The sequence below is a fragment of the Cellulomonas sp. genome, assembly GCF_965229465.1.
In the GTDB taxonomy this organism is placed as follows: domain Bacteria; phylum Actinomycetota; class Actinomycetes; order Actinomycetales; family Cellulomonadaceae; genus Cellulomonas.
Map to the genome: position 1 here is coordinate 2,345,413 of NZ_OZ245882.1, position 16,733 is coordinate 2,362,145.

Consider the following 16,733-nt stretch of genomic DNA (forward strand, 5'->3'; position numbering starts at 1 on the left):
CGTTCACCTGCGTCGAGCACGATCGTCCCCATGCGCGTGGAACGAGGACGATCCTCCGCCCGGTCGATGTCGATCGCCGAGCCCGTCTACGTCGTCGAGCTCTGGACGAGCAGGGACGACGGCGAGCAGTGGCGGCTGCTGGACGCGGAGGACATCGACGACGTCCTGGACTGGGCGCGACGACGACAGCAGGGCCGCGTGCTGACCGTGAGCGTCGAGCACCACGACGAGTACGGGACGTCCGTGCTGCGGCTGCTCGGACCTGCCCGCGCCGTGGGCGGGTCGCTGCGCTCGGCGTGACCGGCCGCGTCAGGACAGTCGCTCGAGGTACTGCAGGATCAGGCCTTCCCGCAGGGCCCAGGGCGACACCTCGAGCTCGTCGACGCCGAACGCCCGCATGGTCTCGGAGAGCACGATCCCGCCCGCCACGATCTGGAACGTCCGGTCGGCCGTGATGCCCGGGAGGGCCGGTCGCGAGTCGGCGGGGAGGCGGGCGAGGCGGGGGACCCAGTCGTCGAGCCCGGACCGCCGCAGCAGCCGTCGGTCCTGCGGCCCCACTCCGTCCGCCAGAGAGCCCGCAAGCCGGGCCAGCGAGCGGATCGTCTTGGACGACCCGACCACGTGCGCCGGGTCGGGGCGGCCGGCGAAGTGCGCGCGGGCCTCGGACAGCCGCGCCCGGACGTGCGCGCGCAGGGCGGCGAGCTGGTCGGCCGTCGGAGGGTCGTCGTGCAGGAACGACACCGTCGACCGACCGGCACCGAGAGGCAGGGACAGGGCCACGTCAGGGTCCTCGCTGCCCCCGGCGGCCAGCTCCAGCGAGCCGCCGCCGATGTCGAGCAGCAGGATCTCGCCCGCCGACCAGCCGAACCAGCGCCTGACCGCGAGGAACGTCGAGCGCGCCTCGTCGTCCCCGGTGAGCACCTGCAGCCGCACACCGGTGGTCGACTCCACCAGGTCGAGCACCTCGGGACCGTTCCCGGCCTCGCGCAGGGCCGACGTCGCGAACGGCAGCAGCTCGTCGATCCCGGCCGTGGCACCCGCGGCGACGGCCGCGGCGACCGCGTCGACCACCGCGCGCACCCCCTCGGGGCTGATGGACCCGGACGGCTCCAGGTAGCGCATGAGCCGCAGCACGGACCGGTGCGACGACTGCGCGACCGGTGGGCCGCCGCGGTGGGCGTCGACCACGAGCAGGTGCACGGTGTTCGATCCGACATCCAGCACTCCGAGTCGCATGTGTCGCACGTTACGGGCGCGGGCGCACCGAGCGCAGTCACGTGAGGTTCACACCGTCGTCATCCGTCACCTTCCGGAATGTCTGGTGCAGGTCGTGTGCGCGGAGTTCGCTGGAGGCATGAGACGCACCGCAGCACTCTCTGTCCTCGCGGCGGCCCTGACGGTCGCCCTCCTCGCCCCGACGCCGGCGAACGCCGGTGACCAGCACGGGCGGCACACCGTCGTCCAGCCCACCCTGGTCGCCCGCGCCACCCTGTCCGCCGACTTCCTCGCCCCCGGGCCGCCGTCGGGGGCGCTCGCCACACCCGCCAACGGTCGGCAGGGGCCGTTCGCCGGCCAGGTGATCCCGGGGTTCTCCGGCATGGTCGACGCCGGCGACGGCACGTTCTGGGCGCTGCCCGACAACGGGTTCGGCACCAAGGCGAACTCCGCGGACTTCCTCCTGCGGATCTACCACGTGACGCCGCAGTGGCAGACGGCCGGCGGGGGAGCCGGGGAGATCGGCGTCGGGGAGTTCGTCTCCCTGCGGGACCCGGACCACCGGATCGACTTCCCGATCGTCAACGACGCCACCGCGGAGCGCCTGCTCACCGGCGCGGACTTCGACGTCGAGTCCGTGGTCCGCGCGAAGGACGGCAGCTTCTGGATCGGCGAGGAGTTCGGTCCGTTCCTGCTGCACGTCGACGCGACCGGGAAGCTCCTGGCCGCCCCCGTGCCGTTCGTCGGCGGCAAGTCGCCCCAGAACCCCTACCTGGCCGCGGGGGAGACGCCCAACGTCCGGGCCAGCCGCGGGTTCGAGGCGATGGCCGGGTCGCTCGACGGCCGGTTCCTCTACCCGATCACCGAGGGCGCGTTCGTCGACGACGCCCAGCAGCGCCGCCGCACGATCTACGAGTTCGACACCGTGGCCAGCGCCTACACCGGACGCACCTGGGCCTACCAGACGCACCAGGACGCGAACGTCATCGGCGACGCGTTCCTCGTTGGCAAGCGCGAGCTGCTGGTGATCGAGCGCGACGACTTCCAGGGCGCCGCGTCCGTGATGAAGCGGGTCTACCGGATCGACCTCGGCACGACGGACGCCGACGGCTACGTGCGCAAGACGCTCGTGCTCGACGCCCTGAAGATCGCCAACCCGGACCACCTGGGCTCGGGCGACGGCTACGGCACCGACGACCCGTTCGCGCTCCCCGTGCAGTCGTTCGAGACCGTCGTGCAGCTGCGCGACGGCCGCCTGCTCCTCGCCAACGACAACAACTATCCGGGGAACGCGGCGCGCGTCCCGGGCACCCCGGACGACACGGAGCTGGCCCTCGTCGACCTGCGCCAGGTGCGTGCACCCCGTGCCGGCGACACCACGGTGGTCGGTCACCGCGGCGCCAGCGGCTACCGCCCGGAGCACACGCTCGCGTCGTACGAGCTGGCGATCCAGCAGTGCGCCGACTACATCGAGCCCGACCTGGTCTCGACGAAGGACGGCGTGCTCGTCGCCCGGCACGAGAACGAGATCAGCGGGACCACGGACGTCGCCGCGCACGCGGAGTTCGCGGACCGTCGCGCCACCAAGACCATCGACGGCCGCAGCGTCACGGGGTGGTTCACGGAGGACTTCACGCTCGCCGAGCTGAAGACCCTGCGCGCCAAGGAGCGGCTCCCTGCCGTCCGGCCGGCCAACACCGCGTTCGACGGGCTCTACCAGGTCCCGACGTTCGACGAGGTGCTCGACCTCGCGCGGCACTCGGTCAGCTGCGACGGGCAGCCGGTCGGGGTCTACCCGGAGACCAAGCACCCGACGTACTTCGACTCGATCGGGCTGTCGCTCGAGGAGCCGCTGCTGGCCCAGCTCACGGCCAACGGACTGAACGACAAGCGGTCGCCGGTGATCATCCAGAGCTTCGAGACCGGCAACCTGCGCCAGCTGGACCGGCTGACCAAGGTCCCGCTCGCCCAGCTGGTCGACTGCTCCGGGGCACCGTACGACCTGGTCGCCGCCGGTGACCCGCGCACCTACACGGACCTCGTGACGCGCACGGGCCTGAGGGAGATCGCCACCTACGCCGACGGTGTGGGCCTGTGCAAGGACAGGATGATCCCGCGGACCGCCGACGGGACCCTCGCCACCCCGACGTCGGTCATCCGGGACGCGCACAAGGTCGGCCTGGAGGTCCACGGGTGGACGTTCCGCCGGGAGAACCAGTTCCTGCCGGCCGAGTTCCGCAGCAGCGCGGACCCGAACGCCGTCGGTGACCTGGCCGGGGAGATCCGCGTGTTCGTGAAGGCCGGGATGGACGGGCTGTTCAGCGACAACCCCGACATCGCGGCGGCCACCGTGGGCTGACGCACGGCGCACGAGGGCCGGCCGCCGGAGGCGTTCTCCGGGGCCGGCCCTCGTCGTGCGGCCCGAACGGGTGAACTCGGCGTGCGCACCAAACGTTCGCTCCGGGGAAATCTTCCCGAAACGACACGTGTGTCACTCTCGATGACGAGCGTCCCGAGGCCCCGGTTCGAGCTTGGCTCCCGGGCCTCGGGGTGCCCCGCGAGACCCCACCCCCGATGCCGGTGAACTGAGGATGCGATGAACCCACGACACGACGTGCTGGTCGTCGGCGAGGCCCTGATCGACGTCCACGACGACGGCATGACGATCCGGGAGCGCCTCGGCGGCAGCGCGGGCAACATCGCCGTGGGGCTGGCCCGGCTCGGCCGCGACACGCTGCTGCACACGTCGATCGGGCGCGACGAGCGCGGCGACGACATCACCGCGTACCTGACGGCGTCCGGCGTCGGGCTCTCCGACTCGTCCGTCACCCAGGGGAGCTCGTCGGTGGCGCGCGCGGTGCTGCGGGTCGACGGCTCGGCGCGGCACGACTTCCGGATCCACTGGGCGCCCGCCGCCGACCCGGGGACGGTGACCGCGCGCTGCGTGCACGCCGGCTCGGTCGCGGCGTACCTGGAGCCGGGTGCCAGCACGGTGCTGGACCTGGTGTCCCGCTCCCACGGCCGGTCCCTGATCACGTTCGACCCGAAGATCGAGCCGGCCCTCGTGGGCGCCCGCGAGGACGCCCGCCGGCGGACGCTCCAGTTCGTCGAGCTGGCCGGCATCGTGAAGGCGCGTGAGAGCGATCTCACGTTCCTCTACCCGGACGACGACCCGGTCGACGTCCTGCGCGACTGGATCGCCCGAGGTCCCGACCTGGCCGTGCTGACCCGCGGTCCGCACGGCGCCACGGCCGTCACGGCCCGCGGGGTCGTCGACGTGCCGGGCATCGCCGTGCTCTCCGCCGAGGCGGGGGTGGGCGGGGGCGACGCCTTCATGTCGACCCTCATCGACAGCGCCCTGACGCTCGACGCCGACGTGAGCATGCGCTGGCTGCGCTCGGGCGCCCCGGTGGTCGAGCAGGTGCTGGCGCGCTCGGTGCAGGCGGCGGCCCTCACCGTCGCGCGGGTCGGCGCCGTCCCGCCCACCGCGGAGGAGCTCGCCTCCGCGGGTGTCTAGCGTCAGGCCTTCCAGACCTGGACGACGCTGGGACGGGGCCCGCCCCACCGGCCGTCGGCGAGCGACCCCGGCGCCACGTAGTCGGGGAAGTAGGAGTGCTGCTGGGCCCAGCTGCCGTTCTCACCGGGGTGCTGGACGGCCACGTAGACCATGTCGTCCGCGTCGCGCACCACCGGTCCGCACGTCTCGGCCTCGGCCGGCACGGACAGGAACTGCTGCACGCGACCGCGCTCCGGCCCCTCGAGCGGCACCTTGAACAGGCCGTCGCCGTACCCGATGACGCTCGGGGCTCCGTCGGTGGCGAGCCACATGGTGCCCGCCGAGTCGAAGGTGACGTTGTCCGGGCAGGAGATGGGCGAGACCTGGTCGGCGGGGAACCCGGCGAAGTAGGTCGACGTGTTGGTGGCGGGGTCGCCGCACAGCAGGAGGATGCTCCAGCCGAAGCTGGTGGCGGCGGCGTCGTTGCCCGCCTCGGTGATCTCGATGACGTGCCCGTCGCGGTTGTTCGTCCGCGGGTTCGGCTCGACCGCACCCTCCTTGCCGGCCTTCCCGCGGTCCGTGTTGTTGGTGCACACGACGTAGACCCGGCCCGAGGTCGGGTGCGGCTCGACGTCCTCGCAGCGGTCCATCTTCGTCGCGCCGGCGGCGTCCGCGGCCAGCCGCGTGCTGACCAGGACCTGCTCGGTGCTGAACCCCGGGACGTGGCTGACACCGTCGATCACCAGCGGGATCCACTCCCCGGTGCCGTCGAACGCCCCGTCCGAGGGGAGCGCGCCGGTGCCGGTGATCTCCGCGGCGGGGGAGTCGCCGGTGAACCGCGCGACGTAGAGGCTGCCGGCGGTGAGCAGCGTCTTGTTGTGCCGGCGGCTGCGCCGGCTCGACCCGGGACGGTAGGTGTCGGTGGAGACGAACTTGTACAGGTAGTCGAACCGCTCGTCGTCGCCCATGTAGGCCACGGCCCGCCCGGTGCGCCCGATGACGACGTTGGCCCCCTCGTGCTTGAACCGGCCGAGCGCGGTGTGCTTGACGGGTGGGCTGTACGGGTCCAGCGGATCGACCTCGACGATGTACCCGAACCGGTTGGGCTCGTTCTCGTAGCCGGGGGTGCGTGCGTCGAACCGGGGGTCCACCGCTTCCCACCCGCGCACGGTCGCCTTGTCGGCCAGGCCGTAGCGCAGGTCGGACGCGCTGGTCCCGGCGGTGCGGAAGTAGCCGTTGAAGTTCTCCTCGCCGGACAGCACGGTGCCCCACGGCGTGGTCCCGCCCGCGCAGTTGCCGAGGGTGCCCCGCACGGTCGTGCCCGTGGGGTCCTCGACCGTGCGCAGCAGCGCCGAGCCCGCGGCCGGGCCGCTGAACGTGAACGGGGTGCTCGCCGTGATCCGACGGTTCAGCGGGGCGCCGACGACGTACGTCCACGGCTTGCGCTTGCGGGTCCGGTACAGCTGCACGATCGACATCCCGTGGGCGGCGATCGCGATGCGGCGCTGCTCGTCGAGCTGCTCCGGCGTGGCGGCCGGCGGGAACATGATGTTCTCGTTGGTGTACTCCTGGTTGGCGACGAGGATCGCGCTGTACCCGAGCGGCCCCTCGATGATGTCGAGGTAGTCGTTGTTGTAGCCGAACTGGCGCTCCTGGAGCTGCGCGGTCTGGGCGTTCGGGTCGAACGCGTCGCGCGCGGAGAACAGCGGGTCGCCCCAGCGGATGATCGGCGACCACCGGTACCCGTCCGGCACGACGAACGAGTCGACCGACGCGGGCACGGGGGCGATCGGGGTGAACGCCAGCCGCGGGCTCGGCCGACCCCCCGCTGCGGCGGGCTGGGCGTCCCCGAGGGTGGCACCGATGACGATCGCACCGCCGGCGGCGACCGCCCCCCACAGCACCGAGCGGCGGGTCAGGCTCGCGCTGGCGATGTCCCGGAAGTACTCGTTCTCGCTCGTGTTCGGCACCGGGTGGAAGCACGCGTCGGCGCACTTCAGGTGGCACGTCACCGCGGACCGCTTGCCCGCGGTGTGCCCGGCCATGGGCAGCAGGGGGCGCCGGTTGGTCTCCTGGTCATCGGTGGTGGTCATCGCAGGAACCCTCCGTCGCCGTGCACGCTGGTGGTTCCACCGTGCCGGTCGGTCGGGTGCGGCAGAACGGACACCGGATGACGACGCGGTGAACGTCTCGGGAACGCGACGAGCGTCACTCCACGCGCAGGTCCAGCCCCATGGCCTCGACGATCGTCACGGCCTGCGGGAGCGTGATGATCGCGCGGTCCAGCGTGACGGTGGCCGGGTCGATCCCGGTCAGGTCGCTGCCGCGCAGGTCGCACCCGGTCAGGTCGGCCCGGTGCAGCGACGCGCCGGCCAGGTCGCAGTCGCGCAGGGTGCCGCCCACCGCGCGGACGCCGGTGAGGTCCGCCTCCCGCAGGCGGACGCCCGTGAACGTCGCCGAGCGCAGGTCCGCACCGGGCAGGCCGACGAACGACCAGTTGCCGCCCTCGACCTTGGCGATGTCCCAGGTGCAGCCGTCGAACCTCGAGCCGACGAGCTTGCACCGCTCGAACCGGACGTCGAAGAAGTTCGAGCGGTGGAAGGTGCAGTTGACGAAGGCGGCGTCGGTGTGGACGGAGGCGTTGAGCTTGGCGTTCCGGAACACGCAGTCCTCGAACACGGCGCCGACGCCGAACGCCTCCGTGAGGTCCAGGTCCAGGAACTCGACGTTGCGGAACTCCTGCCCGGACAGGTCCCGGGCGTACCAGTCCTCGCCGCGGATCACGGTGGTGGTCGACGGCATGTCAGACGGCCGGCCCGGTCTCCTCGAGCAGCCGCAGGGCGGCGCTCACGCGGGGGTTGCGCTGCGGGTCGGCATCGATGCCGAGCGTGGCGTACATCCCGTTCACATGGTTCTGTACAGACTTCTCCGTGATGCCCAGCCGGTCGCCGATGCCGGCGTTCGACAAGCCGGAGGCCAGCAGCCTGAGCACCTCGTACTGCCGGTCCGTGAGCCGGGCGACCGCCGACCCGGCCCGCGGGGTCATCCGTGCGATCAGTGCCGGGTCGAGCACCGTCTCCCCGACCGCGGCCGCGCGCACCGCGTTGACCAGCACCTCCTCGCTGGTCGAGGACGTCTTGGACAGATACCCCCAGCCGGACGCGACGTCGGCGGGCAGGTCGAGCAGCAGGTCCATCGCGTCGTGCGCCGACAGCAGCAGGATGCCCAGCGTCGGCATCCGACGGCGCAACGTCACGCCCAGGGAGATGCCGTTGCCGTCGGGCAGGTCGATGTCCAGGACCACGCAGTCCACCAGGCCCGGGCGCAGGATGCGGGCGGCCTCCGTGGCCGTGCCGATGGCCGCGACGACGTGCAGGCCGGGGGTGCCGGACAGGGTGTGCTCGAGCATCGACCGGAACAGCGGCTGGTCCTCGACGACGGCGATGCGCAGGGGGTTGGTGCTGGGAACACTCATCGGCGCCAGTATCGTCTCCGCCGGGGTTCGACGCGCGCCACGCGCCGGGGGACCCCGGACCGAACGCGTCACCCGGGCGCGCCACCGACGACGTCGAACGGAGCAGATGCCCCATGACGACCCCGTCGACGGACTCGGCCGCGGTGCTGGCACTCCAGCGCGTCGACCTGCGACGCGACCAGATCACCCTGCTGCGTGGCACGGCGATCGTGGCGCTGGGCTACGGGGTGGGCGCGGCGCTCCAGCTGACCTACGTGTTCGCGGCGGACAGCCCGGCGTGGGCGTCCGTCCCGTTCTGGTCCCGGCTCGCGTCGAACATCGCCGAGGTTGCCATCCTCGTCGGGGTGCTCGCGGCGTTCCAGGCGCACCGCGCGACCCGTGTCTGGTGGATGGTCGCGTTCGTCGTCTCCGCCTCGGCTTTGGCATCCGTCGGCCGCTTCGGTGCCCAGCTCCTGTTCGGGGTGCACGACGACCCGTCCGCCGCCGTGCGCGAGGCCGAGCTGGTCAGCGGGTTCATCCTCGCGACGATCTCGGCGGGGATCGGCATGTGGGCCATGGCCACCCGGCGCGTGGCCCGGGTCCGGACCCGGGCGTCCACCCGGAACGCGGTGCACGTCGAGGTGGCGCTCAAGGCGCTCGAGCAGGAGGAGATCCGGGTCCGGCGCGCGGTCGCGGAAGGCTTGCACGGCACCCTGCAGAGCAAGCTCGTCCTCGTCGACGCGCGGCTGGCCGACGTCCTCGCCCGCGCCCGTGAGCGCGGGATGGGCGACGACGACGTGGAGTCGCTCGTGTGGGTGCGCACCGAGCTCGACGAGACTCGGGAGATCGACGTGCGCGAGATGAGCCGGCTGCTGTACCCCGACCGCCTCGAGCTCGGGCTCGTGCCCGCCCTGCGCGCGCTGCTCGGCCGCATCCCGGCCAGCATCGCGACCCGCCTGACGGTGAGTGACGCGGTCCGGGCGCTCGACGACCCGACCGCGTCCTCCCTGACGGTCAGCGAGCGGCTGCTCGCGGTCCGGGTGGTGGAGGAGGCGCTGACCAACGCGCTCAAGCACGGACCCGCCTCGTCGCTCGTCGTCGAGCTCGACGAGGCCGACGGCGTGCTGCACGTCAGGGTCGAGAACGACGGCGAGCTGTACGACCCGGCCGTCGCCGGGACGCCCTCGGGCACGGCGCGGTTGGGGATGCGGCTCAACCTCGTCGGTGGACGGCTCGTCCTGTCGCCCGGCGCCGAGAAGGGTGCGCGCCTCGAGGCCTGGCTGCCCCTGGGGGCCGGCGCGCAGTAGGACGGGTGTCCAGGTTGGGCCGTCCGCCCGATTCGTCCGGGGTGAAAGAAACCGGCCTTTCGGGCCCCCCAGGTGCTGCCACCCAGACCTGGACGGGTGACCATGTCGATGAGATCTACGTTCGCGGTTGACCGTCTTCGGACGTTCTCCCGTGAGGGTCTCGGTGAGGTGCCGACGCCCAGCGCCCACCTGACCAGGAGATCACCATGGCTTCCACCACGTCCAAGAAGTCCCGCAAGGGCATCGCCGTCGCGCTCGCCGTCCTCGGCGTCGCCGGCCTCTCGCTCGCCTCCGCCGCGCAGCTCAACCTGACCGGCACCAACGGCAAGCTCGTCCAGTCCGGTGTCACCACCATCACGGCCGCCGCGTGCCAGACGAGCACCATCGTGGCGTCGTTCTCCCCGACGGGCACCGGCGGCTCGCTGGCCACCGGGACGACCTTCGGCTACCCCGCCGGCACCGACTCGGTCACCCTGACGTCGTTCGACCCGGCCTGCGTGGGCAAGCACTTCAAGGTCGCGTTCGGGAACAGCTCGAACACCACCGTCGGCGCCGAGTACGCGCAGGCCGCCGCGATCACCGCCGCCGCCGGCCTCACGCCGGTCATCCCGCTGTCGAGCTTCGGCATCACCACGGTGGCGCAGATCAACACCATCGCGCAGATCTCCGTCACCGTCATCGACTGACCTGTCGCTGACCCGGCAGCACCGTGAACGACGTGGACACGCTCCTGGCACCCGACGCGCGACTCGCGCGTCGGGTGCTGCGGGCTGTCCCGACGATGCTGCTCTGGGCAGCGTTCGCGGTTGCTGCCTTCCTGCTGTGGCCGACGAACCTCGGCGGGTGCACGACGCTGACCATCGTCACGGGTCAGTCCATGGAGCCGACGTTCCACACCGGTGACCTCGTCGTCACCCGCTGCACGTCACCCAGCGTCGGAGACGTGATCGTCTACCAGCCGCACGAGCTCGACGGGCCGCGCATCATCCACCGCGTGATCGGCGGCGACGCGTCCGGCTGGGAGATCCAGGGCGACAACAACGACTGGGTCGACCCGTTCAGCCCCACCGGCGACGAGGTGCTCGGCGTCCAGTGGTTCTCCGTGCCCAAGGTCGGCCTGGCGGTCCAGGCGATCACGAGCCCCTGGATCTGGGCCAGCCTCATCGTGCTGGCCATCGCGATCCTGGTGTGGCCCCGGGACGACGACGAGGACGACGAGGGTGCCGACGAGACCCCTGCCGCGGCCGGACCGCCCGAGGCGGTCCCGGACCTCGAGCCTGCCGCCCCCGGCGAGACCTCATGAAGTCCGTGGTGACGGGGCGCGGGGCGCTCGCCCTCGCCGTCGTCGTCGTGCTGCTCGCGTTCTTCGCCACGGTCGCCCCTGCCTCGGCAGCGCGCCTGACGGTGGCCAGCAAGGCGCGTGCGTACGCGATGACGACGCCGCGCTGCACCAACGGTCCGCTGACCGTCGTCCCGACGGGGACCGCGAACGCCCAGGGGCAGTTCACGTCCGTGCGGGTCACGGGGATCACCGGCACCGCCTGCACGACCGGACGCGTGATCATGTACCGCTCGACCGCGCCCGCCACGATCCTGTTCGGCGCGACGGGGACCGTGTCTGCCGGCGCGCTCACCGCCACCTCGACCGCGTTCACCCCGCCGGCCTCCGCCGGGGGGTCGGTCTTCGTGACGCTTAACGGCTGGGCGGTCCCGGCGACGTGGGCCTACACCCCGCCACCGCCCCCGCTGCTCAGCTGCATCACGCCGGACGACCTGTCCGTCGGCTGCACGGCGACCGTCTCGAGCGGCACCGCCTGGGGCACCCCGCTGTCCGACTACCTGGGAACGGTGACCATCAGCACGACGTCACGGACCGCGGTGCGGTGGCAGCTGACGATCAACCTGTCGGACACCACCACCATCCCGTTCGTCACCAAGTCGCTGAAGGACGGCCAGGGAGGCCTGGTCCTGATCGGCACGTCGGGGTGCAGCGCCAACCCGCGCACCGTCACGGTGCAGGGCACCCCTGCGTGGAACCCGTACCAGACGGTCGTCGCGGGGCGCAGCCCGCAGATGGAGCTGCACGGCTACTCCACCCCGCAGTCGGGCGCGACGCTGATCAACTGCCCCTGACGGGACGTCAGTCGAGCGGCGAGAGCTCCGGCCGCTTGGGCACGCGCTCGTCGCCCGACGACTTCCCGCGCAGCCGCCGGGTGGCCCAGGGGTAGACGTGCTCCCGCACCCAGGCGGCGTCCTCGCGGGCCTTCGTCATCCGGGGCGTCGGCGGCAGCGGGGTGAGCGGGTCGTCCCAGGAGGCGTCGTCGGGCTCCAGCCCCAGACCCACCAGAGCGCCCTGCGCCACGCGGGCGTGACCGTCGGTGGTCAGGTGGATCCGGTCGTCGGCCCACATCCGCCAGTCCCGCAGCGAGCGCATGCCCCACAGGTCCACCACGTAGGCGCCGTGCCGGCGTGCCATCGACCAGATGAGCGCGTTGTAGATCCCGACCCGGCTGCGTGTGGCCTTCACCAGCGGGCTGTCGGCAGCGTCGACCCCCGTACCGAGCAGCACGTCGACGCCCGCCTCGCGCAGACGGACGACGCCCGCCTCGAGGTTGCGGGCCAGCCGGTCGATGTCGGCGGTCGGACGCAGGATGTCGTTGCCGCCGCCGACCAGGCTCACGAGGTCCGGCTCCAGCGCGAGCGCCGCGGGCACCTGCTCGACCAGGATCGGGCGCAGCAGCCGTCCGCGGATGGCGAGGTTCGCGTACTGCAAGGGTGACTCGCCCGCGGCCGCGCGTCGCTGCGACAGGTGCGACGCCAGCAGGTCCGCCCATCCGCGCTGCGGCGCCTCGGGGCCGTCGGGGGAGTCCCACAGGCCTTCGGTGAACGAGTCGCCGATCGCCACGTACCGGGACCAGGGCGGGATCTGGTTGCTCACCGGGACATTGTGCCCGCGCTCGCGAACTCCTCAACTCACCTGCGGCCCGGTCGATGGGCCGGGTGAGGACCAGGTCCCGATCTCGGGGCAGGGCGCGTCACGGCCGCACGATCGTGACGCCGACGACGAGCAGGACGCTGACGACGCCTCCACACGCACGACCGCGCCCATGGAGGGGAGCGTCATGACGTCGACCCGAAGACGCGTCGGCCCGTCGTCCGAGCGGCTGTTCTGGGCGGGTTCGCTGGTCGCGTTCGCCATCGCGGGCATGTTCGCGTCCGCGCGGTTCGCGGGACAGACCGTCTCCGCCGCGTCGACGTGCGACATCTCGACGGTCGACTGGGGCTACGAGGTCGAGCTGAGCCCCGGCACGGGGGCCTACTCGCTCGCCGGGACGCGCTTCGACCGGGTCCCTCCCGGGTGCGCCGGTGCGCGGGCGGTGATCGTCTACCGCGACGACCAGCAGGTGCAGCACCGGTCCGAGGTGGTGCTCGTCGCCGGCCTGGTGGACCAGCTGGCCGACGAGGTGTGGACCGCGCACTCCCTGACCAGGGCCTCGTGGGGGATCGTCTCGGGGACCTGATCAGGTCAGCGACCAGTCCACCGGATCCGCGCCCTGCGCCACCAGCAGCTCGTTGACGCGGGAGAACGGCCGGGAGCCGAAGAACCCGCGGCTCGCGGACAGCGGGCTGGGGTGCACGCTCTCGACCGTCGGCACCGACCCGAGGGCGGGCTTGAGCGACTGCGCGTCCCGGCCCCAGAGCACCGCGACGAGGGGGCCGCCCCGCTCGACGAGGGCCGCGATCGCCCGGTCGGTCACCGCCTCCCACCCGTGCCGCCGGTGCGACGCGGGCGCCCCCGGGCGGACCGTGAGCACCCTGTTGAGGAGCATCACGCCCTGGTCGGCCCACGGGGACAGGTCGCCGCTGGTCGGGGGTGCCACGCCGACGTCGGCCACCAGCTCGGTGAAGATGTTGGTCAGCGACCGGGGCAGGGGCCGCACGTCGGGCTGCACGGAGAAGGACAGGCCCATGGGGTGCCCCGGCGTCGGGTACGGGTCCTGGCCGACGACGAGCACGCGGACCTCGGCGAGCGGCCGCCGGAACGCGCGCAGCACGGCGTCGCCGGCCGGGAGGTAGCCGCGCCCGGCCGCGACCTCGTCGCGCAGGAACTGCCCCGCCGCACGGAGCTGGGGCTCGACGGGGGCGAGGGCGACGGCCCAGTCGGGGGCGACGAGCTGGTCCAGGGGTGCGGCGGTCACGCCCGCGAGGCTACCGATCCCGCGCCGGGCGGACGACCGGCACGGCACACGGGCGACGACGCGCCGACCGTAATGACACGCGTGTCATTACGGTCGTACGATGACGGCTGTCGGTCAGCACCCCCGGGTGCGCGCCGAGCCCCGAGAGCAACAGGAGGACGCATGGACGCCGCGACGATGACCGTCGGACACATCCCGGCACCCAGCAGCCCCCGCCCGGCGGAGCTCTCCGAGCGCGACGAGCAGGTGCTCGCGTTCGAGCGTCAGTGGTGGAAGTACGCGGGTGCCAAGGAGTCGGCCATCCGCGAGCTGTTCGACATGTCGGCCACGCGGTACTACCAGGTGCTGAACGCCCTCATCGACGACCCGGCGGCCCTCGCGCACGACCCGATGCTCATCAAGCGCCTGCGCCGCATGCGGTCCTCGCGCCAGCGGGCTCGTACCGCCCGTCGCCTCGGCGACGCCTGATCCACCCGTCTTTGTGCGCCCCCGTCCGCATCCCTGCACGTGACACGGCCCGCGTCCGGCCGCAGGTGGACCCGCCCGCACGGCCTGAGCCGTTAGCCTGTCGGCCGTGAGCAAGGCGGAGTACTCCTATCCCGAGGACGAGTTCGACGTCCCGTCGAACCCCGACGTCCCCCGAGGCGTGCACCGCGCCCCCCGCTCGGCGTGGAGCAGGTGGTGGCCGTTCCTGGCGGTCGTCGTGCTCGCACCCGTGCTCGCGTTCGCGGCCGTGAACTTCCTGGCGCGCGACGGCAACCTCCCCTCGCTCCCGGGCACGTCGACGGCGCCCGACGCACAGGACGACGCGCCGGCGGACACCCCGACCGAGGGCGAGACCCCCACGGGCACCGAGACGACGCCGGTGGACGAGCCCGCGGCGCCGACCCCCGTGATGGACACGCCGATCGTGGTGCTCAACGCCGCCAGCATCGGCGGCCTCGCCGCGACGCAGGCGGAGAAGCTCACCACCGCCGGGTTCACCGCCGTGACCACCGGCAACACGGAGGCGACGACGGACGACTCGGTCGTGTTCTACGCGACCGAGGACCAGGTGGCGACCGCCCAGCTGGTCGCCGACACGCTCGGCCTGGGCGCCCCGACGCTCTCCGCGGCGGACGCCGGTACCGGCATCTCGGTCGTGCTCGTCACCGATCCCGACGCCTGATCCACCCCTCGCGACGGCCCCCGAGACAGCCCTGGTCGGCGCGGGAGCGCGGCCACTAGGCTCACGCGCACCGGGCGCCGGCGGAGCGCTCGGCCCCGGACGGCGAGGAGTTTTGGCATGGCCCAGGGCATCGTGAAGTGGTTCAACGCGGAGAAGGGGTATGGCTTCATCACCCCGACGGGGGGAGGCCAGGACCTCTTCGTGCATTTCAGCGCCATCCAGTCGGACGGCTACCGGTCCCTCGAGGAGGGTCAGGACGTCGAGTTCGAGGTCGGACAGGGCACCAAGGGGCCCCAGGCGGAGCAGGTCCGCGGTCTCTGACCCCCACGTGGACGGGCCGTGCACCCCCCGGTGTGCGGCCCGTCGGCGTGTCAGCCCTCCAGCGCGTCGAGAGCCAGCAGCACGCAGGCCGCGCTCCAGCCCAGCGGCGCGACAGCCGCGGGGGAGCCGTCGGCGAGCACCTTCTCGGGCAGCGAGCCGGAGGGCGTGCGGTGGGTGTCCAGGAACGCGAGCCAGCCGTCGGCCAGGTCGGCGTCGCCGCTCTCCGCCGCCACCCACGCGTAGAGCGACGTCTGCGGCGTCCAGGAGACGCCGTCGTCGCGCCACCCTGCCCCGGGCGCCAGGCCGTTCGCGGGCCGCACCATCGCCACCGCCGACGCCCGCCACGCCTCGTCGGCACCGGGCACCGCCGCGGTGAGGAAGGGCGGGAGCAGGAAGGCGCTGGCGGCGTCCGCGTGGCCGCCGTCCGCGTACCGGCCGAACCCGGTCGGACCGAACGCACGGATCACGGCCACCTTGGAGCGGATCGAGGCGTCGAACGCGGACCGGGCCAGTGCGTCGTCGCCGGTGAGCACCAGGGCGCCCGACGCCTGCTGGAGGCCGGCGACGAGCGGCGCGACCGTGCCGAGGGTGAGGGCGTCCTCGGGCACCTCCCAGTAGTCCGGCGACGCGGGCGGGAGGCCGTCCCGCGCCACGAGGTCGATCGCGTGCCGGGTGGAACGCAGCAGCAGCGGACGCAGCTGGTCCGCGGCGGCTGCGCGGTCGTCGGGGTCGGCGATCTCCGCGAGCACCATGCCGGCCGCCCACAACGCCCAGCCCGTGCCGTCGGTCTGCACGCCGCGGTCGTCCGGAGGCCCCGACCCGTCGGGCAGGTAGCGCGCCTGGAACGAGCCGTCCGGCGCCTGCACCCGGTCGAGGAAGCCGAGGATCTCCAGGGCGTCGTCGACGTGCCCGGTGCGGGCCAGCGCGACGGCGACGAACGAGGCGTCACGCGGCCAGACGTACCGCCACTTCTCCGACCAGGCCGCGACGGCCGCCCCGTCGGGGAGCATCAGCGCGTGCAGGTCCAGCAGGGCCGCGCGGGCCATGTCCTCGTACGGTCCGCCGGCGCCCGGGACGGTGCCGGACGCGAGCCAGGCGCGCTGGCGGCCGGCCACCGTGGCGGCTGCGCGGACGGTCGCCTCGTGGCCGGTGGGAGCCGCCCCGGTGACCACGCGCGTGAGGGTCGACGCGGCGGGGTCGACGACGTGGGTGCCGGGCAGGAACGTGGCGTCGGTGCCGACGGCGAGCGGGACCCGCAGGCCGCCCGCGTACGTGGTCAGCCCCTCGAGGTAGAGCGGGATGGTCGCGTACTGGCGGACCGGCGCCTCGTGCGTGACCGGCGCGACCGGACCGTCGGCGGCCGAGGCCCCGGCGGGTGCGGTGGCGACGATGGTGGTGGTGGCCGCGACGACGAGCGCGGTGGCCACGAGGCCGCCGGTGCGACGGGGGAGGTCGGCGTGGCGTGCACGGCGCGACGGGCGCAGGGGCGCGACGAGACCACCGACGGTCCGCCGACCACCAGTGTCGACGTCGTCGTCGTGACCCAGCACACGCGCACGATAGCGCTGGTGGG

General features: G+C 72.9%; 18 protein-coding genes. 11 read left to right on the forward strand and 7 right to left on the reverse strand.

The features are described 5' to 3' along the window. Positions 1-30: 30 nt before the first annotated feature. On the forward strand, positions 31-300 hold the full coding sequence (locus tag ACO06A_RS11290) for a hypothetical protein (RefSeq protein ID WP_421732285.1): 270 nt from the start codon (positions 31-33) through the stop codon (positions 298-300). 9 nt (positions 301-309) lie between these two features. Here the strand turns inward: ACO06A_RS11290 and ACO06A_RS11295 are convergent, their stop codons facing one another. Continuing rightward, positions 310-1,236, reverse strand: coding sequence for a Ppx/GppA family phosphatase (locus ACO06A_RS11295; protein WP_421732286.1), 927 nt, complete (start codon positions 1,234-1,236; stop codon positions 310-312). Positions 1,237-1,354: 118 nt separating this feature from the next. On the opposite strand from ACO06A_RS11295, the gene ACO06A_RS11300 reads away from it, so the two are divergent. Beyond that, the gene (locus tag ACO06A_RS11300; protein WP_421732287.1) at positions 1,355-3,574 is read left to right on the forward strand and encodes an esterase-like activity of phytase family protein; all 2,220 of its coding nucleotides are present in this window, start codon (positions 1,355-1,357) and stop codon (positions 3,572-3,574) included. Positions 3,575-3,811: 237 nt separating this feature from the next. Continuing rightward, on the forward strand, positions 3,812-4,732 hold the full coding sequence (locus ACO06A_RS11305; protein ID WP_421732289.1) for a PfkB family carbohydrate kinase: 921 nt from the start codon (positions 3,812-3,814) through the stop codon (positions 4,730-4,732). Between the two features lie 2 nt (positions 4,733-4,734). On the opposite strand, the gene ACO06A_RS11310 is transcribed toward ACO06A_RS11305, so the two are convergent. The 3 genes from ACO06A_RS11310 to ACO06A_RS11320 form a co-directional block, all read right to left on the reverse strand. After that, the gene (locus ACO06A_RS11310) at positions 4,735-6,804 is read right to left on the reverse strand and encodes a PhoX family protein (protein WP_421732290.1); all 2,070 of its coding nucleotides are present in this window, start codon (positions 6,802-6,804) and stop codon (positions 4,735-4,737) included. 115 nt (positions 6,805-6,919) lie between these two features. Further along, positions 6,920-7,513, reverse strand: a complete 594-nt coding sequence (locus ACO06A_RS11315) for a pentapeptide repeat-containing protein (protein WP_421732292.1) — start codon at positions 7,511-7,513, stop codon at positions 6,920-6,922. A gap of 1 nt (position 7,514) precedes the next feature. Further along, positions 7,515-8,186, reverse strand: coding sequence for a response regulator (locus ACO06A_RS11320; protein WP_421732294.1), 672 nt, complete (start codon positions 8,184-8,186; stop codon positions 7,515-7,517). 113 nt (positions 8,187-8,299) lie between these two features. Between ACO06A_RS11320 and ACO06A_RS11325 the strand changes: the two genes are divergently transcribed. The 4 genes from ACO06A_RS11325 (at position 8,300) to ACO06A_RS11340 (ending at position 11,605) form a co-directional block, all read left to right on the forward strand. Further along, on the forward strand, positions 8,300-9,472 hold the full coding sequence (locus tag ACO06A_RS11325; protein WP_421732295.1) for a sensor histidine kinase: 1,173 nt from the start codon (positions 8,300-8,302) through the stop codon (positions 9,470-9,472). A gap of 206 nt (positions 9,473-9,678) precedes the next feature. Further along, the gene (locus ACO06A_RS11330) at positions 9,679-10,158 is read left to right on the forward strand and encodes a hypothetical protein (protein ID WP_421732297.1); all 480 of its coding nucleotides are present in this window, start codon (positions 9,679-9,681) and stop codon (positions 10,156-10,158) included. Between the two features lie 32 nt (positions 10,159-10,190). Then, positions 10,191-10,775: a signal peptidase I gene (locus tag ACO06A_RS11335; RefSeq protein ID WP_421732298.1), complete on the forward strand. Its 585-nt coding sequence runs from the start codon at positions 10,191-10,193 to the stop codon at positions 10,773-10,775. Further along, the gene (locus tag ACO06A_RS11340; RefSeq protein ID WP_421732299.1) at positions 10,772-11,605 is read left to right on the forward strand and encodes a hypothetical protein; all 834 of its coding nucleotides are present in this window, start codon (positions 10,772-10,774) and stop codon (positions 11,603-11,605) included. The genes ACO06A_RS11335 and ACO06A_RS11340 overlap by 4 nt, the downstream gene beginning before the upstream one ends. Before the next feature lie 7 nt (positions 11,606-11,612). Here the strand turns inward: ACO06A_RS11340 and ACO06A_RS11345 are convergent, their stop codons facing one another. Further along, positions 11,613-12,410 carry an SGNH/GDSL hydrolase family protein gene (locus ACO06A_RS11345; protein WP_421732300.1) on the reverse strand — a complete coding sequence of 266 codons (798 nt, stop codon included), beginning with the start codon at positions 12,408-12,410 and terminating at the stop codon, positions 11,613-11,615. Positions 12,411-12,594: 184 nt separating this feature from the next. On the opposite strand from ACO06A_RS11345, the gene ACO06A_RS11350 reads away from it, so the two are divergent. After that, positions 12,595-12,993, forward strand: coding sequence for a hypothetical protein (locus ACO06A_RS11350; RefSeq protein ID WP_421732301.1), 399 nt, complete (start codon positions 12,595-12,597; stop codon positions 12,991-12,993). Here ACO06A_RS11350 and ACO06A_RS11355 read toward each other — a convergent pair whose 3' ends face one another. Next, entirely contained in the window at positions 12,994-13,671 is a 678-nt protein-coding gene (locus ACO06A_RS11355; RefSeq protein WP_421732302.1) for a uracil-DNA glycosylase, read from the reverse strand. Between the two features lie 162 nt (positions 13,672-13,833). On the opposite strand from ACO06A_RS11355, the gene ACO06A_RS11360 reads away from it, so the two are divergent. The 3 genes from ACO06A_RS11360 to ACO06A_RS11370 all read left to right on the forward strand — a co-directional run bounded on the left by ACO06A_RS11360 (position 13,834) and on the right by ACO06A_RS11370 (position 15,160). Next, complete coding sequence (locus tag ACO06A_RS11360) at positions 13,834-14,139, forward strand: DUF3263 domain-containing protein (protein ID WP_421732303.1); 306 nt, start codon at positions 13,834-13,836, stop codon at positions 14,137-14,139. 106 nt (positions 14,140-14,245) lie between these two features. Next, positions 14,246-14,839 carry a LytR C-terminal domain-containing protein gene (locus tag ACO06A_RS11365; RefSeq protein ID WP_421732304.1) on the forward strand — a complete coding sequence of 198 codons (594 nt, stop codon included), beginning with the start codon at positions 14,246-14,248 and terminating at the stop codon, positions 14,837-14,839. Positions 14,840-14,956: 117 nt separating this feature from the next. Beyond that, entirely contained in the window at positions 14,957-15,160 is a 204-nt protein-coding gene (locus ACO06A_RS11370) for a cold-shock protein (protein WP_056085684.1), read from the forward strand. A gap of 50 nt (positions 15,161-15,210) precedes the next feature. On the opposite strand, the gene ACO06A_RS11375 is transcribed toward ACO06A_RS11370, so the two are convergent. Then, positions 15,211-16,710, reverse strand: a complete 1,500-nt coding sequence (locus ACO06A_RS11375; protein WP_421732305.1) for a glycoside hydrolase family 15 — start codon at positions 16,708-16,710, stop codon at positions 15,211-15,213. Positions 16,711-16,733 lie beyond the last annotated feature (23 nt).